The organism is Falsirhodobacter halotolerans (genome assembly GCF_022899245.1).
GTDB classification, from domain to species: Bacteria; Pseudomonadota; Alphaproteobacteria; order Rhodobacterales; family Rhodobacteraceae; genus Falsirhodobacter; species Falsirhodobacter halotolerans.
The window spans coordinates 19165-41717 of the sequence record NZ_JALJAZ010000002.1; the positions used below are offsets into that span (position 1 = coordinate 19165).

At 66.7% G+C, this 22553-nt stretch carries 19 protein-coding genes; 14 read left to right on the forward strand and 5 right to left on the reverse strand.

Features of this window, described 5'->3' with window-relative positions:
* Nucleotide 1: 1 nt before the first annotated feature.
* From MU449_RS13510 to MU449_RS13540, 7 genes are all read left to right on the forward strand, one after another.
* On the forward strand, nucleotides 2-1810 hold the full coding sequence (locus MU449_RS13510) for an ABC transporter ATP-binding protein (protein ID WP_244739113.1): 1809 nt from the start codon (nucleotides 2-4) through the stop codon (nucleotides 1808-1810).
* A 163-nt stretch (nucleotides 1811-1973) separates the two neighbouring features.
* On the forward strand, nucleotides 1974-2762 hold the full coding sequence (locus MU449_RS13515) for a DUF1028 domain-containing protein (RefSeq protein ID WP_244739114.1): 789 nt from the start codon (nucleotides 1974-1976) through the stop codon (nucleotides 2760-2762).
* Nucleotides 2759-2956 carry a hypothetical protein gene (locus MU449_RS13520; protein ID WP_244739115.1) on the forward strand — a complete coding sequence of 66 codons (198 nt, stop codon included), beginning with the start codon at nucleotides 2759-2761 and terminating at the stop codon, nucleotides 2954-2956. Before MU449_RS13515 ends, MU449_RS13520 begins: the two co-directional genes overlap by 4 nt.
* Nucleotides 2953-3810, forward strand: a complete 858-nt coding sequence (locus MU449_RS13525; protein WP_244739116.1) for an amino acid ABC transporter permease — start codon at nucleotides 2953-2955, stop codon at nucleotides 3808-3810. Before MU449_RS13520 ends, MU449_RS13525 begins: the two co-directional genes overlap by 4 nt.
* Entirely contained in the window at nucleotides 3807-4574 is a 768-nt protein-coding gene (locus tag MU449_RS13530; protein ID WP_280517788.1) for an amino acid ABC transporter ATP-binding protein, read from the forward strand. The genes MU449_RS13525 and MU449_RS13530 overlap by 4 nt, the downstream gene beginning before the upstream one ends.
* A 13-nt stretch (nucleotides 4575-4587) precedes the next feature.
* A complete protein-coding gene (locus MU449_RS13535) occupies nucleotides 4588-5400 on the forward strand; it encodes an ABC transporter substrate-binding protein (protein WP_244739117.1) in 813 nt (270 codons plus the stop codon).
* A complete protein-coding gene (locus tag MU449_RS13540; protein WP_244739118.1) occupies nucleotides 5387-6271 on the forward strand; it encodes a polysaccharide deacetylase family protein in 885 nt (294 codons plus the stop codon). The genes MU449_RS13535 and MU449_RS13540 overlap by 14 nt, the downstream gene beginning before the upstream one ends.
* Nucleotides 6272-6286: 15 nt before the next feature.
* Here the strand turns inward: MU449_RS13540 and MU449_RS13545 are convergent, their stop codons facing one another.
* Together MU449_RS13545 and MU449_RS13550 are read right to left on the reverse strand one after the other, a co-directional pair.
* The gene (locus MU449_RS13545) at nucleotides 6287-7591 is read right to left on the reverse strand and encodes a hydantoinase/carbamoylase family amidase (RefSeq protein ID WP_244739120.1); all 1305 of its coding nucleotides are present in this window, start codon (nucleotides 7589-7591) and stop codon (nucleotides 6287-6289) included.
* Between the two features lie 170 nt (nucleotides 7592-7761).
* Nucleotides 7762-8682 carry a LysR family transcriptional regulator gene (locus MU449_RS13550; protein ID WP_244739122.1) on the reverse strand — a complete coding sequence of 307 codons (921 nt, stop codon included), beginning with the start codon at nucleotides 8680-8682 and terminating at the stop codon, nucleotides 7762-7764.
* A 244-nt stretch (nucleotides 8683-8926) separates the two neighbouring features.
* On the opposite strand from MU449_RS13550, the gene MU449_RS13555 reads away from it, so the two are divergent.
* The 3 genes from MU449_RS13555 to MU449_RS13565 all read left to right on the forward strand — a co-directional run bounded on the left by MU449_RS13555 (nucleotide 8927) and on the right by MU449_RS13565 (nucleotide 11978).
* The gene (locus MU449_RS13555; RefSeq protein WP_244739124.1) at nucleotides 8927-10339 is read left to right on the forward strand and encodes an amidohydrolase family protein; all 1413 of its coding nucleotides are present in this window, start codon (nucleotides 8927-8929) and stop codon (nucleotides 10337-10339) included.
* A gap of 5 nt (nucleotides 10340-10344) precedes the next feature.
* The gene (gene lhpI, locus MU449_RS13560; RefSeq protein WP_244739126.1) at nucleotides 10345-11274 is read left to right on the forward strand and encodes a bifunctional Delta(1)-pyrroline-2-carboxylate/Delta(1)-piperideine-2-carboxylate reductase; all 930 of its coding nucleotides are present in this window, start codon (nucleotides 10345-10347) and stop codon (nucleotides 11272-11274) included.
* Nucleotides 11275-11396: 122 nt separating this feature from the next.
* A complete protein-coding gene (locus tag MU449_RS13565) occupies nucleotides 11397-11978 on the forward strand; it encodes a YqaA family protein (protein WP_244739128.1) in 582 nt (193 codons plus the stop codon).
* A gap of 15 nt (nucleotides 11979-11993) precedes the next feature.
* On the opposite strand, the gene MU449_RS13570 is transcribed toward MU449_RS13565, so the two are convergent.
* Complete coding sequence (locus MU449_RS13570) at nucleotides 11994-12563, reverse strand: TetR/AcrR family transcriptional regulator (RefSeq protein WP_244739129.1); 570 nt, start codon at nucleotides 12561-12563, stop codon at nucleotides 11994-11996.
* A 73-nt stretch (nucleotides 12564-12636) separates the two neighbouring features.
* Here MU449_RS13570 and MU449_RS13575 point away from each other — a divergent pair, with 73 nt between their 5' ends.
* Nucleotides 12637-14100 carry an MFS transporter gene (locus MU449_RS13575; protein WP_244739130.1) on the forward strand — a complete coding sequence of 488 codons (1464 nt, stop codon included), beginning with the start codon at nucleotides 12637-12639 and terminating at the stop codon, nucleotides 14098-14100.
* 99 nt (nucleotides 14101-14199) lie between these two features.
* Here the strand turns inward: MU449_RS13575 and MU449_RS13580 are convergent, their stop codons facing one another.
* Entirely contained in the window at nucleotides 14200-14961 is a 762-nt protein-coding gene (locus MU449_RS13580; RefSeq protein ID WP_244739131.1) for an IclR family transcriptional regulator, read from the reverse strand.
* Nucleotides 14962-15048: 87 nt separating this feature from the next.
* On the opposite strand from MU449_RS13580, the gene MU449_RS13585 reads away from it, so the two are divergent.
* From MU449_RS13585 to MU449_RS13595, 3 genes are all read left to right on the forward strand, one after another.
* Nucleotides 15049-16506: an NAD-dependent succinate-semialdehyde dehydrogenase gene (locus tag MU449_RS13585; protein ID WP_244739132.1), complete on the forward strand. Its 1458-nt coding sequence runs from the start codon at nucleotides 15049-15051 to the stop codon at nucleotides 16504-16506.
* 17 nt (nucleotides 16507-16523) lie between these two features.
* Nucleotides 16524-17687 carry an iron-containing alcohol dehydrogenase gene (locus tag MU449_RS13590; RefSeq protein ID WP_342345662.1) on the forward strand — a complete coding sequence of 388 codons (1164 nt, stop codon included), beginning with the start codon at nucleotides 16524-16526 and terminating at the stop codon, nucleotides 17685-17687.
* A 77-nt stretch (nucleotides 17688-17764) separates the two neighbouring features.
* Nucleotides 17765-19138, forward strand: coding sequence for a hypothetical protein (locus tag MU449_RS13595; RefSeq protein ID WP_244739133.1), 1374 nt, complete (start codon nucleotides 17765-17767; stop codon nucleotides 19136-19138).
* A 123-nt stretch (nucleotides 19139-19261) separates the two neighbouring features.
* On the opposite strand, the gene MU449_RS13600 is transcribed toward MU449_RS13595, so the two are convergent.
* A complete protein-coding gene (locus tag MU449_RS13600) occupies nucleotides 19262-22549 on the reverse strand; it encodes an autotransporter domain-containing protein (RefSeq protein ID WP_244739134.1) in 3288 nt (1095 codons plus the stop codon).
* Nucleotides 22550-22553 lie beyond the last annotated feature (4 nt).

Below are 22553 nucleotides of genomic sequence, written 5' to 3' on the forward strand. Positions count from 1 at the left end.
CATGACCCCCGTCCTGTCCGTCCGCAACCTGACCACCTCCTTCAAGACCTATGAAGGGTGGAAGACGGTGGTCCGCGACGTCTCCTTCGATGTGATGCCGGGCGAGACGGTGGCCGTGGTGGGCGAATCCGGTTCGGGAAAAAGCGTGACCTCGCTGTCGATCCTCGGCCTGCTGGAGGCGGGGAAATCGAAGGTCGACGGCGACATCCTTCTGAACGGTCGCAACCTGAACGGCCTGCCCGACGCCGAGATGCGGAACATCCGCGGCAACGAGATCGCGATGATCTTTCAGGAGCCGATGACCTCGCTGAACCCCGTCTTCACCGTGGGGCGGCAGATCGGCGAGGTTTTGACCCGGCACCGCAACATGTCGAAGGCCGAGGTGCGGGCCGAAACCCTGCGCCTGATGGAACGGGTCCGCATCCCGAACGCCCAAGGCCGGATCGACGAATATCCGCATCAATTCTCGGGCGGGATGCGGCAGCGCGTGATGATCGCCATGGCCCTTGCCTCACGCCCCAAGCTGCTGATCGCGGACGAACCGACCACGGCGCTGGACGTGACCATCCAGGGCCAGATCCTTGACCTGATCAAGGAATTGCAGGCCGAACAGGGCATGGCCGTCTTGTTCATCACCCATGACATGGGCGTCGTTGCGGAAATTGCCGACCGCACGGTGGTCATGTTCCGGGGCGACTGCGTCGAGGCGGGCCCGACCGATCGCATCTTTGCCGACGCCACGCACCCCTATACCCGCGCGCTCTTGTCGGCGGTGCCGAAGCTCGGCTCCATGACGGGGCAGGCATGGCCGCTGCGATTTCCCAAGGTGGACATGGCGACGGGGGTCATAACGCCCCTGCCGCCGGTGGAAGATACGGTGGGACCGCGCAGCACGCCGATCCTGTCGGTGCGGAACCTCGTGACACGGTTCGACGTCGGCGGCGATCTGTTGGGACGCCCGACCGAAGCCGTCCACGCGGTCGAAGGCGTGTCCTTCGATCTGTTTCAGGGCGAGACCCTCAGCCTTGTCGGGGAATCGGGGTGCGGGAAATCGACCACCGGACGGTCGATCCTGCGCCTGATCGAACCGCGCGGCGGGGATGTCACTCTGGACGGGCATGATGTGCGCACGCTGGGGCCCGCCGATCTGCGCCGGATGCGGCGGGCGGGGCAGATGATCTTTCAGGATCCGTTCTCCAGCCTCAACCCGCGCATGACGGTGGCGCAGACCGTGGCCGAACCGCTGTTGCACCACCGGATCGCCACCCCGCGCACCGCCCGGGTGCAGGTGGCAGAGCTTCTGGATCAGGTCGGTCTGTCCCCGCAGATGATGGACCGCTATCCCCACGAATTCTCGGGCGGGCAACGCCAGCGGATCGCCATCGCGCGGGTGCTGGGGTTGAACCCGAAGGTGATCGTGGCCGACGAATCCGTCTCGGCGCTGGACGTGTCGATCAAGGCACAGGTCTGCAACCTGTTGATGGACCTGCAGGAGCGTCTGAAGATCGCCTATCTGTTCATCAGCCACGACATGGCGGTGGTCGAACGCGTCAGTCACCGGGTCGCCGTCATGTATATGGGCGAAATCGTGGAGATCGGCCCGCGTGAGGCGATCTTCGCCGATCCCCGTCACCCCTATACCAAGCGTCTGATTGCGGCGGTGCCCGTTCCCGATCCGGCAAGACGGACCTTGCGCCGTGGGGGGGTGCCGGACGATCTGAAAAGTCCGGTTCGTGCGAAGGGGTTCGTGCCGCCCGCCCGGACGTGGGACGAGATCCGGCCCGGCCATCTTGTCATGCGCACGGCGTGACGGGGGTCCGGCTCGCGTTCGGGGGGCGACACCGTGGTCATGCCTTGCGCCGTTCCGCACCCCGACAGTATTCGCCGCACTTATCGACCGCCCGCTCTTCTGATTTTCTTCTGGGGCGCAATGATGGTCATCTGACCGGAACGCATTTGTCCCGGAGCCATCGTTGACCTTTTCCCTTATCGCCCGCTGTCGCGAAACCGGAGCCTTCGGGGCGGCCATCACCACATCGGACCTTGCCGTCGGATCGCGGTGCATCCGGCTCAGCCACGGGCGGGGGGCCATCCTGTCCCAGCACCGCACCGACAGCCGTCTTGGCGATCTGGGGATCGGGCTGCTCTCTCAGGGGCAGGATGCGGCAAGCGCGGTGGCCACCGTGGTTGCCTCGACGCCCGACATCGGCTGGCGGCAGATCGGCGCCATGGATGCGACCGGCGCCGTGGCCGTGCACCACGGCCACCGGATGTATTCGATCTTCTCGCATTCCGAAGGGCCGGATTGCCTTGCCTTGGGCAACATCCTTGCAAACGAACATGTCACGGATGCCATGGTGGACGCTTTCGCGGCCGCAGCGGGCCAGCCGCTGGCCGAACGCCTCATGCTGGCGTTGGAGGCGGGAGAGGCGGCGGGGGGTGAAATCCTTGGGCCGCTGCGGTCTTCGGCCCTGCGGGTGACGGGGGATGACGGGATCGACGCCTATGACCTGCGCGTCGATCTGTCCGCCACCAGCGCCGTGGCCGACCTGCGCGCGCTGTTTGCGGCCTATGGCGACCGGCAGGCGGCCCTGCGGCGCGTGGCCCTGTCGCCCGAGGAGGTTCCCGTGCAACGCGCGCTGTTCGATGCCAGCCTTCAACGCATCCGCGACCGGGGCCTGACCGACCGTTTCCCGTCCGCCGATCACCCGGACGGCTGGACGGTCACACCCCAAGACGCAAACACCAGGGAAAAGACATGACACACGCCTTGATCGTTGCCACCCCATCCGCCCCTCGCGGCGCGTCCCGGATGACCGTCCGCGCACGCCCTGCCCCGATGGCCGACATCGTCGGCGGGGCGGGCGCGCTTGCGGGCGTGGACATCGAACGGGGCAACGCCCTCGCCCTGGCGAACGTGCTTGAAACGCCGCGACTGAACGCGGGGACGCAATGACGACAGGGGCCAACCTCTCACCCGGTTTTGCCGACACGCGCGGAATGCCCATCGCCCGGCGCTTTTATTGGGGACGCTGGCTGGCGGCGGCGCTTATCGTGGTCATGCTGGCCTTTCTGGTGCGCGCCTTTGCGCAAGGTCAGATCGACTGGTCGGTCGTGGGGCAGTTCTTCACCGCGCCCGCCATCCTGCGCGGCATCGTCAACACCGTCGTGATGGCCGTTCTTGCCATGACATTGGGCATCATCCTTGGCGTCATCGTCGCGATCATGCGGCTGTCGTCGAACCCGGTGCTAGTGGGCGTGGCCGCGGGCTATGCCTGGCTGTTCCGGGGGACGCCGCTGATCCTGCAACTGCTTTTGTGGTTCAACATCGCGCTCGTTTTCCCGACGATCGGGATTCCGGGGCTGTGGGAAGGCCGCGCGGTCGATGTGATGACGCCGTTCACGGCGGCGCTTCTGGGCCTGTCGCTCAACCAGGGGGCCTATACGTCCGAGGTCATTCGCGCGGGCATCATCTCGGTCGATGAGGGGCAGCATGATGCCGCCAGCGCCATCGGGATGAGCAAGCTGCGCACCCTGCGCCGCATCGTGCTGCCGCAGGCGATGAAGGTCGTGCTGCCGCCCTTGGGCAACGAATTCATCTCCATGGTGAAAATGACGTCGCTGGCCAGCGTCATCCAGTATCCCGAAGTGCTGCACAGCGCCGAGAACGTGTATTACGCCAACTCGCGCGTGATCGAGCTGCTGTTCGTGGCGGGCATCTGGTATCTGATCGTCGTGTCCATCCTGACGCCCATGCAGATGCTTCTGGAACGCCGCTTTTCGCGCGGCACGGCGCGGAGGACGCGATGACGAACCCCATGGTCGCGATCCGCAACGTCGACAAGACGTTCGGAACCTACAAGGCGCTGGACGGCGTCTCTCTCGATGTCATGCCGGGCGAGGTGCTGTGCCTTATCGGCGCGTCCGGGTCCGGCAAGACGACCTTGCTGCGGTCGGTCAATCAGCTTCATGCCATCGACGAAGGCGCGATCTGGCTGGACGGAGAGCTGATGGGCAAGCGTCAGGACGGCGCGCACCTGCGCCTGTTGACCGACCGCCAGATCGCGCGGCAGCGGCTGGCGACGGGCATGGTGTTCCAGCGCTTCAACCTGTTCCCGCACATGACGGCCCTGGAAAACATCACCGAAGGGCCCGTGCAGGTTCAGGGCCGCCGCATGGCCGAGGTTCGCGCCGAAGCCCTGGACCTCTTGGCGCGTGTGGGCCTTGCCGACAAGGCGGACAACTTCCCGTCCGAACTGTCGGGGGGCCAGCAGCAGCGTGTCGCGATCGCGCGGGCGCTGGCGATGAAGCCCAAGCTGATGCTGTTCGACGAACCGACCAGCGCGCTCGACCCCGAACTGGTGGGCGAGGTGCTGGCCGTCATGAAGGAACTGGCACGCTCGGGCATGACGATGATGGTCGTCACCCACGAACTCGGTTTCGCGCGCGAGGTGGCCGACACCGTCGTCTATATGGATGGCGGCCGCATCGTCGAATACGGCCCCCCCGAACACATCCTGTCGAACCCCCGCGAGGAGCGCACCCGCGCCTTCATTTCCAAAGTCCTCACCTGAAACGGAGCCTCCCATGAACCTCTGCCTTGCCGCCGCCCTTCTTTCCGTCAGCGCCGTCGCCGCCGTGGCGGGCCCCCTGCCCGAGGCCGTGGCCGAAAGCGGCACGCTTCGGATCGCGAACACGCCGAACTATCCCCCGCTGGAGTTCAAGGATCCCGCCACGAACACGCTGACCGGGTTCGACATCGACCTTGGCACCGCGCTGGCCGAAACGCTGGGCGTGACGCCGTCGTGGCAGGAGACGTCCTTCAGCGCCATGCTCTCCGCGCTTCAAACCGACCGCGTGGACATGATCATGTCGGGGATGAGCGACCTGCCCGACCGCCACGATTCCGCCACCTTCGTGGATTATCTGCGCAGCGGCCCGCAATTCTTCGTGCGCGCCGAGGATGCGGCCGGTTTTGCCAGCGTGGCCGATGTCTGCGGCAAGAAGGTGGGCGCCAGCCGCCGCACCTCCTATCCCGCCGAAATCGAGAAATGGAGCGCGGAAAACTGCGCGGACACTCCCGTCACCTTCATCGGCACCGACGGGTCCGCCGACGCCCGGACCCAGCTTCGCCAAGGGCGCATCGATGTCGCCGTTCAGGGCAACGAGACGCTTCCCTACGTGATGGATCAGGAGCCTGACACCTACAGCATCGTCGGCGAGCCCTTCACCTACCAGTTGATCGGCATGGCACTGCCCAAGGACCAGACGGAGTTCCACGAGGCCGTCGTCACGGCGCTGGAAGGGCTGATGGAAGACGGCACCTATGGAGATCTCTTGGAAAAGTGGAACCTGACCGGCAGCGGGGTCGAGACGGTGACGATCAATGGCGCCGAATAGGACGCTCGACACCCTTCCCCGCCGTCCCGCCAACATGGCCCCCCCGGCCCCGGAGTATCCGTGGCCGGAGGGGTTCACCTCGGCCATGTTCCTGTCGTTCGACGTGGATGCGGAATCGGTCTGGACCGCCAAGGATCCCGACCATTTCGACAGGCTTGTCACCATGAGCTTCGGCGGTTTCGAGGCGCGGGTCGGCACCCCGCGCCTGCTGGAGATGCTGGATCGGCTGGACCTCAAAGCCACGTTTTTCATCACCGGCTGGACGCTGGATGCCCACCCCGCGATGTGCGAGGCGATCCTGGCCGCGGGGCATGAGATCGGGCATCACGGCTATCACCATCTTCTGCCCGATCCCGGCAGCGACCGGCTGATCGAGGAGGTGGAGGCGGGCCTCGACGCGTTGAAACGCCGATTGGGTGTGGTGCCGAAAGGCTATCGCGCCCCGTCGGGGGAGTTCTGCGAGGAGCTGCGCGTGGCGCTGGCGGAGCGGGGGTTTCTTTACACCTCGTCGTTCCGCGACGATGTGCGCCCCTACCGCCATGTGCTGGAGGACGGACGCGCGGGCACGATCGAGCTGCCGGTGACCGCCAGCTACGACGACTGGATGCTGGGGCTTTCGGCCCGCTTCAGCCCGCGCCCGATCTTCCCGAAAGAACATGTCCTGTCGATCTGGAAGGACGAACTGGACGAGACGCGCGACTGGGGCGCGATGGTGACCACCGTCCTGCATCCGCAATGTTCGGGCCGCCCCATGCGCCTGCGCCTGCTGCGCGAGTTCCTGACTTATGCCCGGTCCTGCCCCGATCTCTGGATCGCGACGGGCGAGGAGATCGCCGGGAACTTCCTGCACCACGAACGCGCCGGGGCCTGACCCCGGCGCAAGCCGTCAGCGGCAATAGGTGTCGTAAAGCCAGCGTGTCAGGACGGCGCAGCCTTCCATGAAATCGTCGATCTCCATCGCCTCGTCGGGGTTGTGGCTGCCGTTGGCGTTGCGCACGAACAGCATCGCCATCGGCACGCCCGCCGCCGCGAAGGCCGCCGCATCATGCGAGGCGGGCGAGCCGAGGTCCACCGCATCCACGTCCACAGCCTTTGCCGCCGCATGAAGCGCGCCACGGATGTCCGCGTCGGCCAGACCGACCGGCGCGGATTTCCGCGCCCCCAGGTCGACCCGCACGCCATGCTCCGCCTCGATCCGGGCGATGATGGCAAGAAAGGCCGCCTCCGCCCCCGCCAGCGTGTCGGGATCATAGGCGCGCACATCGACCGACAGGTGGAACAGCCCCGGCACCGTGGTCAGGCCGTGAAACCCGGCATCCGTGTGGAACCGCCCGAAGGTCACGCCCATCGGCTTGCCCGCCGCTTCGCTGTCGGACCAGACGCGGTCCATCTCCATCGCCAGCCGCGCGCCCGCCATCGCCGCGTCGTTGCGAAAGCGGCGGGGGGTTCCCACATGCCCGTGCACCCCCACGATGCGCAGGTCGGGGTAACGGAAATTTCCCGGCACGGCGGTGCAGATGCCCAGCGGCTTTCCGCCGCGCAGAAGCGAGGGCGCCTGTTCGATATGCACTTCCACATAGGCCGCGATCGCGGCGGGATCGAGCGCGCGCGCCCCCTGCCGCAGCGCGTCCACGTCGCAGCCGCACTCGGCCATGTGGTCGGCCAGCGTGCGGCCCGTGTCGATGCGCCGCGCGGTGTCGTAGGTGTCACGCGGCAGGGTTCCAAGCGCCGCGCGCGAACCGATATAGGACGTCTGGAACCAGACGCTTTCTTCGGCCCGGATGCCCATCGCGCACAGCGTCACGCGTGGCACCGCCCCGATCGCGCGCAGGGCGCGCATCGCCACCAGCGCCGCCAGCGGACCCGCCGCCCCGTCGAAGTTGCCCCCCCTTGGAACGCTGTCGAGATGCGAGCCCATGATCACATCGGGCGCGCCCGCGATCTGCGGCCAGCGCGCATAGGTGTTGCCCGCCGCATCGACCGTCACGGCAAAGCCGTCGGCGTCCGCCGCGCGCCGCATCACCTCATGGCCGCGATTCTCTCCCGCGCCATAGGTGTCGCGGGTGATGCCGCCCGCGGGATCGGTGCTGATGGCGGCAAGCTCGTCGAAGAAACCTTCGGCAAAGCGGCGCTGATCCTCCACCGCGCTGCGAATGTCCGGGATGCCGTGAGATGGATGTGCGAGGGTCATTGCCGTTTATCGTCCCGCCTTCGTGGCCTGCGCGTTCGTGTCGGTGGGATTTTGATCGGCGGCGGCGTGCGGGGCAATGACCCGCGCTATCGCCATTCCACCCGCTGTATAGAGGTTGCAAATAGCCGCCCCGTCCCCCGTGATACCGAAGCACAGGATGGGGCGGCGGATCAGGACAGGGGCGGCTGGATCTGGGCCAGCCGCGTCGTGATCTCCTGCGCGGATCGGCGCACCTCGCGCAGGAAGGCCTGCGCCGTGCGGCTCAGCATCCGCTTGCGCGAATGGATCGCCGAGGCGACCAGCACCTCGCGCGGTTCGAACGGACGCACCACGATGTCCGGCCCCATGACCGACACCGCGCTGAGGGCATCGACCACGGCCACGCCGACCCGGTTCTGGACAAGGATGCAGGCCGTGTTGCAATAGCGGGTTTCGGCGATGGCCTGCATCGGCACGCCCTCCCGCTCGAACGCGCGGCGCAGGATGCGGCCCATGCCCGTGGTCCGTTCCAGCGAGATCAGGGGATGCCCGACAAGATCGGCGGGGCGAATGGTCGCCTTGTCCACCAGCGGCGAGTCCTGCGGCATCACGCAGACCATGGCCTCGGCGAACAGGGGTTCGACGTGGAAGGCGTCCTCGTCCACGTCGCCGATGACGAAGCCCAGATCGGCAAGGCCCGTTTCCACCGACTGCGCGACCTCGGAAAAGGTCGCGATCTCATAGGAGGCGTGGACGTTGGAATGGGTCTCGAAAAACCGCCGCATCGCCATGGGAATCAGCGAATGGCCCAAGGGCGGGCTGGAATAGGCGCGCAGCGTTTCGCGGTTTTGGGCCTTGAGATCCTCCAGACGTTCGGTGAAAACCTTGTAGTTCTGGAACAGCGCCTCGCTTTCGGCATAAAGCTGGCGGGCCTGCGCGGTCGTGAAAAGTCGGTTGTTCACCCGTTCGAACAGTGGAAATCCAAGCTGGGATTCCAGATGTTTCAAGGCGTTGGAGACGGCCGGCTGGGACATCCCCAACTCTCGGCCCGCCTTTACCGTCGTCTGGCAGTTGATGACCGCGCGAAGGACTTCGATCTGCTTGAGGTTCATGTGCCGCCCTGTCTTGACCATTCAGAAAGGTTATCCCTTCGGCCCGCAATCGCCCAGATGGCAGATGTGGAAACCGGGACATTGCCTCCGGTTCTGCCGCAAATTTCGGCAATACACTCGAATATTGCGCGCATGACCTATAGCGCGCCCGCATAGGTCCGGCCCCATATTCATAGCGGCCCCGATTGCCGCCACGGCCCCCGCGGCGCTAGGCTGGCCGGGAACGCCGCAACAGGACCCTATCATGCCCCTCCCCCCCGTTCCGCCCAAGGCGCACGGCACCACGGCCATCCACGGACGGCATGTCCTTGCGATGCAGGACGGGGGTCCGACGCTGTTGCACGACACATGGGTGGTGACCGAAGGCGACCGCATCGTGGAGATCACGCCCCACCGTCCGACGGGGGTCGACACCCTGCACGACCGGCCGCACCAGTTCGTCCTTCCGGGCTTCATGAACCTGCACAACCACTGCTTTTCCGAAGCCGTCGCCCGCACCCAGACCGAGGACGGCGCGGGCCGCAAGGGCGGCAAGAGCGTCATCTACACCGTGCTCATGCCCCTGACCAAGATCGGGACGGACGTGCTGACGGCCGAGGAACGGATGGCCGTGGCCCGCATGGGCATCCTGCAACTGCTGAAGGGCGGCAGCACCACCGTGATGGAGCCGTTCCGCGCGGGCCTGCCCGAGATGTTCGACGCAGCACTGGAGATGGGCATCCGTTTCTATGGCGCGCCCTACCTCTTTTCCACCGACATGCCGGTGGCGCGGGCGGACGGCTCGGTCGATTACGGGGCGTCCGACACCGATCCCTTGCGCGACCTGAAGGTGTGGCAGGGCCTTCATGACCGCTGGCAGGGGGTGGACGAGGGGCGCATCGGCCTTGCGATGAGCCCGCACGCCACCGACACCTGCGATCCCGATCTGCTGCGCCACATCATCGGCCACGCGCGGGATCTGGGCGTGCCTTCGACCATCCATGCCGCGCAAAGCCTGGGTGAGGTCGAGACCATCGCCGCGCGGTATGACGGGCGCACGCCGATCGAATACCTCGACTGGCTGGGGGTGATGGATCGCGGCCTGTCCGTGGCCCATTGCATCCAGACGACGGATGCCGACCTGCGGCTGATGGCGGCCCGCGACACGACGATCCTGAACTGCCCCCGGGTCTTTGCCCGCGGCGGCACCACCGGGTCCTATGCCCGCTTTCGCCGTCACGGCGTGCGCACGGTCGTCGCCACCGACGGCTACAACATGGACCTTCTGGGGGAGGTCCATGCCGCGGCGCTGATCTCCAAGATCACCACGGGCGACGCGACGCAGGCCACGGCACCCGAGTTGATGAACGCGATCACGCTTCATCCCGCCGAGGCGCTGCGGCGGGATGATCTGGGGCGGATCGCGGTGGGGGCGAAGGCCGACCTGACCGTGCTGGATTTCAGCCATTCGCATCTGCGGCCCATGCAGCATCCGCTGCGCGCCGCCGTCTGGCTTGCGAACCGCGCCAATATCGGGCTGGTCATGGTGGATGGCCGGGTGCTGATCGAAGGCGGCACCGCCTGCGGTCTGGACGAAGCGGCGATCTGCGATGCGGGAAGCGCCGCCATCGGCAAGATCTGGGATCTGCCCGAAGCCCGCGCCGCCCTGTCCGCGTGACGCCGATGCACCTGATCGGACACCAGACCGTTGCCGACCGCCTGCCCTGGCCCCGCCTGATCGAGGCGCTGCGCGAGGAATTCGCGGCCCCCCGGATCGACGCGCCCCCGCGTCAGGTGCTGACCATCCCCCTGCCGGGGGGCGGCACGGCGTCGTTGCTGATGATGCCCGCATGGGAAGGCGGCAAGGCCATCGGCCTGAAGGCCGTGACCTTCTTTCCCGACAATGCGGCGCGGGAGAAAGCCACGATCAACGCGGGCTATCTCATGTTCGACGGGGCGGATGGACGCGCCCTGGCCGCGATCGACGGGGACGCGTTGACCGCGCGGCGCACGGCGGCGACCTCGGCCTTGGCGGCGGACTTTTTGGCGCGGCGGGATGCGGCGGTGCTTCTGGTCTGCGGGACGGGTCAGGTTGCCTCGGTTCTGGCCGAGGCACATGCAAGCGTCCGGCCTTATCGCGAGATCCTGATCTGGGGGCGTGATGCGGAAAAGGCCCGCGCACGCGCCGGGGCGCTGGCCGACCGGGGGCTTCCTGCACGGTTCTGCGACGACCTTGAGGCGGGGTGCCGCCGCGCCGACGTGGTCAGCACCGCCACCGCCGCCACCGTTCCGTTCCTTCGCGGCGAATGGCTGGCCGAGGGGTCGCACCTCGACCTGATCGGCGCGTTCAAGGCCGACATGCGCGAATGCGATACGGCGGCCATCACCCAAGGACGGGTGTTCGTGGATGGGCGCGACGGCGCGATGCTGTCGGGCGATCTGGCCGGACCCGCCGCCGAAGGGGCCTTCCGCGCCGAGGCCATCGCCGGCGATCTGTCCGAGGTGATCCAAGGCCGCGCCGGTCGCAGGTCCGAGGCCGAGCGGACGGTGTTCAAGTCCGTCGGCCTCGCGTCGGAAGATCTGGTGGCGGCCATGCTGGCGGCACAGCCCTGAACGTAACGGCGGCCCGGTCCGCAGTCGTTGAGGACCGCGCGACGCCGTCCACCCCTATCCGCCCGCACGGGGGTTTCCCCTGCCCGCCTGACCGGGTAGGGGACCGTCGTCGGAGGATCGCAATGCTACGGAACATCTATGACTGGACGATGCGGCTTGCGTCGAAACGACGGGCCGATTACGCCCTTGGGGCGATCGCGTTCGCCGAGAGTTCGTTCTTCCCGATCCCGCCCGACGCCCTGCTTGTTCCGATGGTTCTGGCAAACCGGCGCAAGGCCGCGCGCCTGGCGTTCCTCTGCACGATCATGTCCGTCCTGGGCGGCATATTGGGATATCTGATCGGTCGGTTCCTGTTCGAAGGGCTGGCCCTTCCGGTCCTCGCCTTCTACGGATACACGGACAAGTTCGAGAGCTTTGCCGCAGCCTATAACGACTGGGGAATGTGGATACTGGTCGCGGGCAGCCTGACGCCGTTTCCGTTCAAGTTGGTGACCATCGCCAGCGGGGCGACGGGTCTGAATTTCACGCTGTTCGTCGTGTCCAGCCTGCTGGCCCGTGGCACCCGATTCTTCCTCGTTGCCGGATTGATCTATGCCTTCGGCCCCTCGGCCCGCGATTTCATCGAACGGAGGCTGGCGCTGGTGTTCACCGCGGGCCTCGTGGCGCTCATGGGGGGCTTTGCGGTGTTGACGTTCCTGATGTGACCGGGGACCACGCGCTCATCCGCGGCCGGTCTTTTCAGGCGTGTCATCACCAAGCAGCGTCGATTGAATATCGGCGAAGATCGAGGTCCAGTCCCCGTCATCCATGTGCATCAGGCCAAGATAACGCAGGCAGAAGGCCCCTTCCGCCGCAAGAAAGGCAAGACGCGCGCGGCGGCCTTCCTCCGTGGACGGGTCGAGGTTGCGCAGGCGCGCGCCATACCACGCGCGGGTCGCGGCCATGAATTCGGGGGACTGGAGCATACCGATCATCAGGCTTGCGGCCTTGGCCAGCGATGGATCCTCGTCGCAGAAGGTCGCGCCGACATGGGCGCGGACCAGGTCGATCGGTTCGGGATCGGGTTTCACCATCCGCGCGAACAGGGCCTCATAGCTTTCCATCCAGCGCACACAGATGGCGTCGATCAGGGCGGCCTTGCTTGGAAACGTGTATTGAACGCCGCCCTTGGTGATGCCCACCGCCTTGGCCAAGGCGTCGATGGTCAGCGCCGCAGCGCCTTGGGTTCGGACGATGTCTTCGGCCACATCCAGAAGATTGTCGCGGTCCACGCTTCGAGTTCGGCCCATTCCGCACCTTTCCATTCCATACGTATGGATTTATATCCAACCGCAAACCGGAGCAAGGGATCGGGAGCTTCAGATGGCGGGAAATCGGTGGGTAATTCTGGCCGTGGTGTCGAGCGCCCTTCTGCTTATCGTGATCGACATGACCGTCCTCTATACCGCGCTGCCGCGGCTGACGGTGGGACTGAACGCATCCCCGTCGGAAAAGTTGTGGATCGTCAACGCGTATGCCCTGACCGTTGCGGGGTTGCTGCCCGCGTCCGGCGCGCTTGGCGACCGCTATGGGTCGCGCCCGATGTTCCTTGGCGGGCTTCTGGTCTTCGGCGCGGCGTCTGTTCTGGCCGCGTTCGCCCCCAACCCGGAGGTGCTGATCGCCGGGCGGGTGGCGCTGGCCGTGGGGGCGGCAATGATGATGCCCGCAACGTTGGCCATCATCCGTCACACCTTCGAGGATGAGGGCGAGCGCAGCTTCGCCATCGGGGTATGGGCGGCCGTGGCCTCCGGCGGGGCGGCCTTCGGGCCCATCCTGGGCGGCGTCCTTCTGGAATTCTTCTGGTGGGGATCGGTCTTTCTGATCAACGTGCCGATCGTCCTTCTGGCCTTCGTCGCCGCGGCGCTGGTGGTCGGACGCGCGACGGCGCAAGGCGGTCATCCGTTCAGCCTTCTTGCGTCGGTCCAGATCATGATCGGCCTTGTCGCGACCACGCTGGCGATCAAGGAGTTCGGCAAGCCGGACCCGTCGCTGGCGCTTGCGGCTGGCGCGGGCCTGACCGGGATCGTCTTCGTCGCGCTGTTCATTCGCGGCCAGCGCCGGGCGCCCCATCCGATGCTGGACCTGCGTGTCTTTGCCAATCCGGCCTTCAGCAGCGCCGTCCTTGGCGCGTTGATCGCGTCGGCGGCGCTGATGGGGGTGTCGCTGGCCATGACCCAGCGGTTTCAGCTGGTGCTTGGCCTGTCGCCGCTGGAGGCCGGGATCCAGCTTCTGCCGCTGTCGCTGGCGTCGTTCGTCGCGGGGCCCGTCACCGGTCGCCTGCTTGGCACGGTCGGCAGCCGCCGCCTGTTGCCGGGCGGGATGGCGGTGATCGCGGGGGGGGTCGGCCTCTATCTGTTCGGCCTCCAATCGCTGCCGGTGCAGATCGCGGCGCTCACGCTTGTCGGCGCCGGGGTGGGCATCACGATGACGACGGCCTCGGCCTCCATTCTGCACAACGCCCCGAAGGAAAGCGCGGGCACCGCCGCCTCGGTGGAGGAAGTGTCCTACGAACTTGGCGGTGCCCTCGGCGTGACGATGTTCGGCAGCATTCTTGCGGCGGTGTTCACACGCACCTACGTCGCCCCGGGGCCGATGGCTGCCGCCCCGGCGCAAGGCATCGACGCGGCGCTGGCCCAAGCGAAGACGGCGGTGGGCCCGGATCGCGACCAGCTCCTCCTGGCGGCGCGGGATGCGTTCGACACCTCGTTCGTCACGGTCCTTGGCGTGGCACTCGCGCTTCTGATCCTCGGCGGGGGGCTGGTCACATGGATGAATACGCGGCGGTGACGATCGCCCGCCGCATCGAGATCCGGAGCCGTGAATCCAGCGATTCAGGACCTTACGGCGACAACCGGGCTCGCGTCATGGTCCAAAGCGGGGCCACCGTCATTCCCGAAACCCGATCCGGCATGACAGGGTGCGCGCGAAGTCGGACATGGCGCGGCCGGCGGTGGCGATGGTCTCCGGCTGGACTTCGGCCGTCGTCATCGACAGCGCCACACCGGCCACGACATCCCCGCTTGCGTCCAGCACGGCGGCACCGAGACAGCACATCCCCGACCGGACCTGCCCGTTGTCGATGGAAAAGCCGCGCGCCCGCGTTGTTTCGATGTCCTGCAAAAGCGCATCGACCGATTGCACGCTGACCCCGGTCAGGGGGGGTGGCAGCGGAAGGGCAAGCGCGCGGTCCAGTTCGGCCTGCGGGAGATGCGCCAGCATCGCCTTTCCCGTGGCGGTGAAGGCCGCCGGAAGGCGCATTCCGATGCGGAAACTGACCCCAAGGGGCGCGGAACTGTTCTGGCAGGCGAGATAGATGACCTCGGCCTCGTGCAAGGTGGACAGTGTGACCGTGTATTCCCCCAAGGCCGGGGTTCTGGCCAGAAGATCCTTGAATTCGGTGATCAGCGCCGAATCGTTCAGCACCGCGCCATTCCACCCGAGAAACTTCATGCCCAGCACATAGGTCCCCGCCTTTTCGCGCAGCAGATCCAGATGGCACAGCGTGTGGCACAGCGCGTGCGTGCTGCTTTTGGGAATGGACAGCGCGCGCGAGATGGCCGTCAGGCCCATCGGGCCGGATGCGGCGACGACATCGAGAATGCGCACCGCCCGCTCTACCGCCGGCACAAGCTTGATGTCTTCGGCCATCGCGGCTCCCTTCGTATTGACAAACGCATCCTGCCTCGAAACGATGTTCACAATCAAGAACTTTGTTCGATATATGGAACGGATGCGATGACCAGCCTGACTTTGACCGATGCCGCCCTGCTCAAATCCGCCTGCCTTGTGAACGGCGCTTGGACCGCGGCCGCCTCGGGCGAGGTGATCGAGGTCACGAACCCGGCGGATGGGACGGTGGTCGGCACCGTGCCCTCGCTGTCGGAGGCGGAGACGGAAAAGGTCGTCGCCGCGTCCGAGGCCGCCCTTCCCGCCTGGCGCGCCCTGGCGGCCAAGGACCGCAGCACCATCCTGCGCCGCTGGTTCGATCTGATGATCGCCCATGCCGACGACCTGGCCGCGATCATGACCGCCGAACAGGGCAAGCCTTTGGCCGAAGCGAAGGGCGAGATCGTCTATGCCGCCAGCTTCATCGAATGGTTCGCCGAGGAAGCCAAGCGCGTCTATGGCGACACGATCCCCGCGCCGCAGAACGACAAGCGCATCACCGTCATCCGTCAGCCGGTGGGGGTGACCGCCGCGATCACGCCCTGGAATTTCCCCGCCGCCATGATCACCCGCAAGGCCGCCCCGGCGCTGGCGGCGGGCTGCACGATGATCGTCCGCCCGGCGGACCTGACGCCGCTGACCGCGCTGGCCTTGGGTGAATTGGCGGTGCGCGCCGGGGTGCCGGCCGGGGTTCTTCAGATCGTCACGGGGGGCAGCCGCGTCATCGGCAAGGTGCTGACCGCATCCGACGTCGTGCGCAAACTGTCCTTCACCGGCTCCACCGAGGTAGGGCGACTTCTGATGGCGCAATGTGCGCCCACGATCAAACGCCTGTCGCTGGAACTGGGCGGCAATGCGCCCTTCATCGTGTTCGACGATGCCGATCTTGATGCGGCGGTCGAAGGGGCGATGGTGTCCAAATACCGCAACGCGGGCCAGACCTGCGTCTGCGCGAACCGGTTTCTGGTGCAGCGGGGGATCTATGACGCCTTTGCCGAAAAGCTGGCGGCCAAGGTCGGGGCGCTGAAGGTGGGCCATGGCACCGAGGACGGTGTCACCATCGGCCCGCTGATCGAGGAGAAGGCCCTGACCAAGGTCGAGGCGCATATCGCCGACGCGCTGTCCAAGGGGGCCACGCTGGTCACGGGCGGAACGCGGATCGGCGGGCTGTTCTTTCGCCCGGGCGTGCTGACCGGGGTGACGACCGACATGATCGTCACCACCGAGGAGACGTTCGGCCCCGTCGCCCCGCTGTTCGCCTTCGATACCGAGGAGGAGGCGGTGGCGATGGCCAATGACACGATCTTCGGTCTGGCCGCCTATCTTTACACCGAGAATTTCAGCCGGTCCGTCCGGGTGACCGAGGCGCTGGAATACGGGATGGTCGGGCACAACACGGGCCTGATCTCCAACGAGGTCGCGCCCTTTGGCGGGGTCAAGCAATCCGGCCTGGGGCGCGAAGGGTCGAAATACGGCATCGAGGAGTATCTCGAGACCAAATACATCTGCAGCGCCGTGTCGCGTTGAACCGGAGGGGGAAGAAGATGAGGGAGATGAACGCGTTCGGGTTCGACACGGTCGCATCGCTGACGGTGGAATGGGGCGCCGCACGCCGGTTGGGAGAGGTGCTGTCGGACGGGTTCGCCGAACGGCGCTTGCTGATCGTGACCGACAAGGGCCTGCATCAGGCGGGCGTTCTGGATCCGGCCAAGGCCTCGCTTAAGGCGGCGGGGTTCGCGGTGACGGTGTTTGACGACGTGGTGGCCGATCCGCCGGAACAGGTGCTGCTTGCCTGTGTCGACAAGGCCAGGGGCGCGGGCGTCGATCTGGTTCTGGGGCTTGGCGGCGGATCGTCGATGGACATCGCGAAGCTGGCGGCGGTTCTGGTCAACTCCGACCAGCCGCTGTCGGAGATGTATGGCATCGGCAACGTGCGCGGCAAACGCCTGCCGCTGGTGCAGGTGCCGACCACCGCCGGAACCGGGTCGGAGGTGACCAACATCACGATCCTGACCACCGGAGAGACGACGAAGATGGGCGTCGTGTCTCGTCAGCTTTACGCCGACCGCGTGCTTCTGGACGCCGAACTGACCACGGGCCTTCCGCCGCTGCACACGGCGGCGACGGGCATCGACGCCATGGTCCATGCCATCGAAGCCTATACCAGCGCGCACAAGAAGAACCCCCTGTCGGACGTGTTCGCCCGCGAGGCGTTGAAGCTTCTGTCCGCCAACCTGATCGCCGCCTGCGAGAACGGACAGGACCGCGCGGCGCGCGAGGCGATGTTGCTGGGGGCCAATCTGGCGGGGCAGGCCTTTTCGAATTCGCCCGTGGGGGCGGTCCACGCCCTCGCCTATCCCTTGGGTGGGCATTACCACGTCCCGCACGGTCTTTCGAACGCCCTGATGCTGGGGCCGGTCCTGCGCTTCAACATGGCCGCGGCGGCCCCGCTTTATGCCGAACTGGCCGATGTGGTTCTGGCGCCGTCGGAGGAAGGGGTTCAGGCGCGGTCGGTCGCCTTCGTCGATCACATGGGGTCCCTGATGGACCGGTCGGGCGCGCCCCGCCGCCTGCGCGATGTGAAGGTGACGCAGGACAGCCTGCCCACCCTGGCGCAGGACGCGATGAAACAGACCCGTCTTCTGGGCAACAATCCCGTGGAGGTGACCGAGGCGGACGCCTTGGACCTCTATACGCAGGCATTCTGACAGCATCGGCACCGGGCACCCAAGGGTGGCCGGTGCATCGGACCAGGTGCATGGGGCACCCGTAGGGGGGAGACCATATGACAATACACCGCGAAGACGGGGCGGAACAGCCGTTCTGGCCCGCCGGACCGTTCAAGATCCGGCTGCCATTCGTCCATTATCGTTTCGAATGGCCGGATTATTTCCAGGGCCTTCTGATGTGCGCCGTGGATCTTGCGGCGATCCCGCTGATGACCGAACTTCTTGGGATGCCGTTCGAGGTGGCGCTGGCCGTCGTGATCCTGAACGGCATCTTCTATCTTGCGCACCACCTTTTGGGCGATCCGGTGGTTCCGGGCTGGATCACGCCCGCCATCCCGCTTCTGATGGCCTATTGCGCGGCCTTTCCCGAAGGGACGGATCGGGTGCACGCCCTGATCGCGTTCCAGATGATGCTGGGCCTCTTTTCCATCGGCATCGGGATGGCCGGCATGGCGCACAAGGTCGTCGCCGCCATTCCGCAGGCGATCAAGTCGGGGATCATCATCGGGGCGGGGATCGCCGCGGTCATTTCCGTCTTTCAGATCGGCGGCCGCTTCGACACCTTCCCCTTCACCATCTCCATCGCGGTGGGCGTCGGGTTCTATGTCATCTTCTCGCGCCACTTCGCAGCCCTGAAGGAACGCAACCGGCTGTTCGGCGCGATCGGCAAGCTGGGCATCTTTCCGATCATCGCCCTTGCGATCGTCGTGGCCCCCCTGTTCGGCGAGGCGTCCTGGCCAAATCTGGAATGGCGCCTCAGCTCGCCCGATTTCATGACGCTGTGGCGGGACTATACCATCTTCGGGCTGGGATTGCCGCCCTTGTCCATGTTCCTGACGGCGATCCCTACGGTTCTGGCCGCCTATATCGTCGTGTTCGGCGATGTGCTGCAGGCGCGGGCCATCCTGAAGGAAGCCGATCTGAAACGCCCGGACGAGAAGGTGGAATACAATCCCGACCGCGCGCACCTGATCTTCGGCGGCCGCAACGCCGTCATGTCGGTGCTGGGCCCCGACACGACCATGTGCGGACCGCTGTGGGCTGCGATGCATGTGGTCATCACGGAACGGTTCGCCCAAGGCAAGAAGGCGATGCATTCGATCTTCGGCGGGGCGGGGTCGTTCCGGTGGGGAACGAATACCGGCCTGTTGCTGATGCCCATCGTCACCCTGGTGCAGCCGATCCTGGGCGTGGCGCTGGCCCTGACCCTTCTGATCCAGGGGTATGTGTCGGTGCGGATCGGGGTGATGCAGGCGCGGTCGCAGCGCGACCTTGGCATTGCGGGCGTGGTGGCGGCCGTTCTGGCGACCCGCGGCGCGGCCTGGGCCTTTGCGGCCGGCATCCTGTTGTGCCTGCTGATCTATGGCCGGGATTTCTTCCGCGGCGAATGGGACGACACCTTCGCCAAGGACGCGACACGCGGCGAGTGATCCGAACGGCCGCACGAACAGATCAACGCGCCCTTCCCATCGGGGAGGGCGCGTTTGCACGTCGGACACTGAAATTCAGGCCACCGAACGTGCCCCCCGGCCCGAAGGCCGGGGGGCCGTGGATCAGAACCGCATCCGGAAGTCCGCGCGAAGGACATGCGCGGTATGTTCGTCCGAGAATTGGCCGTCATAGGCGATGCCGACGCGCGCCGTCTCGCTGATGGCCAGATCGGTGCCAAGCGCGATGCGGGCGGAGTTTTCGCCGATCGGCGCCCCGCTGACGGCAAAGTCGGCCCCGCCCGCGAAGGCCGCGCGGCGTTCGGGCGTGATGTCGCCGAAGGCGTGCTGCCAGCTGACCTCGGCGTTCCAGCCAGAGCGCGCGTCGATCTCGCCCTTGGCGCGCAGACCGACGGTGGCGAAGGTCGCGCGGGAGGTGTCGCCCTGAACCTGAAGGGCCGCGGCCCCGCCGGTTTCGGCAAAGCTGTCGGTGGACAGGATCGCATGGGTCAGGGCGGCGAAGGGACGAAGCTCCACCCGCTGGGTGCGGGTCATGGCGGTGCTGACCTCGGCGAAGATCTGGGTCAGATCCGCGTCGTAATCGGCCATGAGCCGGTCCGAGAACCCGTCGAGGACCACCGAACGCTCGGTCTCAAGTTGGTTGTGGCTGTAGGCGATGCCGCCACGCAGGGCGACGGCCCCGACCTCGGTCCCGGCGTAAAGGCCCATGTGCAGGCTGTCGACATCGGTCGAGGCGTCCGATCCCTTGCGGTCGACCGAGGATTGGCCGACCCCGATCATGAAGCCGATCCGCGCGCGATCGTCGGTCATCCCGTCGGCCCCGACGAACAGACCGCCCCCGGTCGTGTCATAGGATGGCCCGCGACCGTCCAGCCGGGCCCGCGTGCCATAGCCTTGCGCCCAGACACCGCGGCCGTCGGCGGCCAGCCGGTCCATCGCCGTGTCGCCCGGCACGTGGGACATCGCCAGAAGGGCCGAGCCTGCGCTGGCGTGATCCTCGGCGGACAGTTGGTCGAAGGCCAGACGCGCCCCCGCATCGTCCGAGAAGAGGACCGCGTTGTAGAGCGCGAGGCTGGCCGACCCGGCGGTCTGGTCCAGATCGTCCAGGGCCGCCGCGACCGCGCGCTGGTTGCCCGTCCGGGCCGCCTCGGTGAAGGACCGCGCGCCTTGGGTCGACAGGCGCAGCGTCACGCCGGTGGCATCATGGATCAGGCGCGAATTGATGAAGGCCGAATCGATGAGCAGGTCTCCGAACCGCCCCGTCACCGCGTCCGCGGTCAGCACGTCATAGCTTTGGCCGTGCAGATAGCTTGCCGTGCGGTCCGTGGCGACGGCGTTCAGCGTGGCCCCTTCGACCATGGCCGTGCCGCGCACGACGGCGGTGTCGGAGACGCCGGTGCTGGCATATTCCATGTCATAGATCGCGCCCTTGGCCAGCGTCAGATCGCCGTCCACCGTCAGCGTCCCGAGCGAGGTGCCGGGCCCCATACGCCCGCCCGCCTGCACGGTGGTCGTGCCGACCCTGCCGTTCCCCGCAAGCGTGCCGCCCTTGGCCACCGCCACCGTGCCGCCCAGGGTTCCGGTCACGGCCAGCGTGCCGCCGGTGACCTCGGTGGCGCCCCGGAAGGCCGCGCCCTGCCCCGCATAGGTCAGGTGTCCGGCTCCACGCTTGTCGAAGCGGCCCGCGCCGGACAGATCGTTCGCCATCGTGCTGGCGACCAGCGTGTTCACGATCAACGCCGCACCCGCGTCGACACGGACATCGCCCGCGCCGAAGGCCATCCCGCTGGATCCGACCAGCGTTCCGCCCGCCACCCGCGTATCCCCGGCATAGGTGTTGAGACCGGTCAGCATCAGGGTGCCCGTGCCGTCCTTGGTCAGACCACCCGTGCCGCCGATGTCGTTGTTCCAGGAATCGAACGCGTGAAAGCCGTCGCGGTCCCGATCCATCGTGACCGACACGTCGCCGTCGAAGGCCCCAAAGCCGTCGGCGGCGGCGAAAAGGTTCAGCCGGCCATAGCCTTCTTCGTCATCCATCACCGGCAGGCCCGCCGGCAAGGCGGTCGTGGCAAGCACCATCCGGCGCTGATCCGCCGTCAGATAGGGCATCCGCGTTTCCAGAAGGACCTCGGCCCCTTCGGGGACGTGGACGGGGGCGGTCTGGTCGCTGATCGGGGCGAAGCCATAAGTCAGCTTGTCGGCGATATAGGCCGCGTTCGCCGCACGGTCGGCGAACCGGTCCACCGACAGGTCGCCCGTATGCGCCGCGACGTAAAGATCCGATGCCGTGGCCGATCCGGTTTCCTTCATCAGCCATGCCTGCGCCTGCGCATGGGCGTCGCGTTTCAGGGTGGCCCAGTCGAAGCCGTCGTCGCCATCCTCGCGGTTCAGCATATAAACGGCGGAGGCGGTGCCGAGCATCCGCCCGCTGATGACGTCCATCGGCGAATGCATCCCGGCGATGATGCGCGAATCGCCTAAGGAATAGGCGCGGGTCACCATCTCCTGAAACCGCTGGGGCACCATGTAGGCGATGGTGAGCGCATCGCGGAACGCTTCGGCGGTGTGTCCGCTGGGAAAGCCGCCGTCGCGCTCGGGGGTGGAGCTGCGGGCGGGCAGAAGGCTGTCCTGAACCTTGACCGTGTCGGACCAGCGCCAGGGCCGGGCGTATTTGTAATAACGTTTTCCCGGCTCGGACGAGGCGTGATAGCCGACGCGGTTCACCAGTTCGACGGCAAGGCCAAGATCGGCGTTGCCGTCCCAGTCGGACATGCCGTTGTTGTTGCCCTGATCGTCGTATTTCACCGATCCCGCATCGGCGGGCACCCCGGTGATCGTGGTGAACTGTTTCGTGCCGCGGAACCACGCGTCCTGCAACGGGCCAAGGCCGGTGGTGACGCTGTAGCCCTTGGCCCGGCGGTCATCGAGATAGGCGTCGATCTCGTCCTCGGCGGTGCGGGTGCGGGTGCGCATCGCGGAATAGGCGATGTTGTGATCGTGGAACGCCTGGTTCAGGATGCGCCCGTCCGTCGCATCGCCCGGAAGGCCGGTCCAATCCGCCGCCTCGACGCCCGGAAGGCCGTCCGCCCCCGCGACCGGGTTCGCAGCATCCACGAAAGGGGAGCTGGGTTCCCAGACCTTCAGAAACCCGTCCAGCAGGCGGACGCCCGCATTGGTCTCTGCCGTCAGATAACGCGGGTCGTTGCGTTCGTTGGTGAAGCCGAAGCGCATGAAGGACGGAACGTCCGTGTTCAGATACGCCTCCTGCGCCGAAACGGCCACGGGAAGGGCGGATACGAGCGCGATGGCGGTCGTCAGCCGAAGAATGCGGGGGGAGGTCATGAAGGGCATGTTTCCAGTTTGGTTCGACAAGGCGCAGACCCGGGGGGCCATGCGC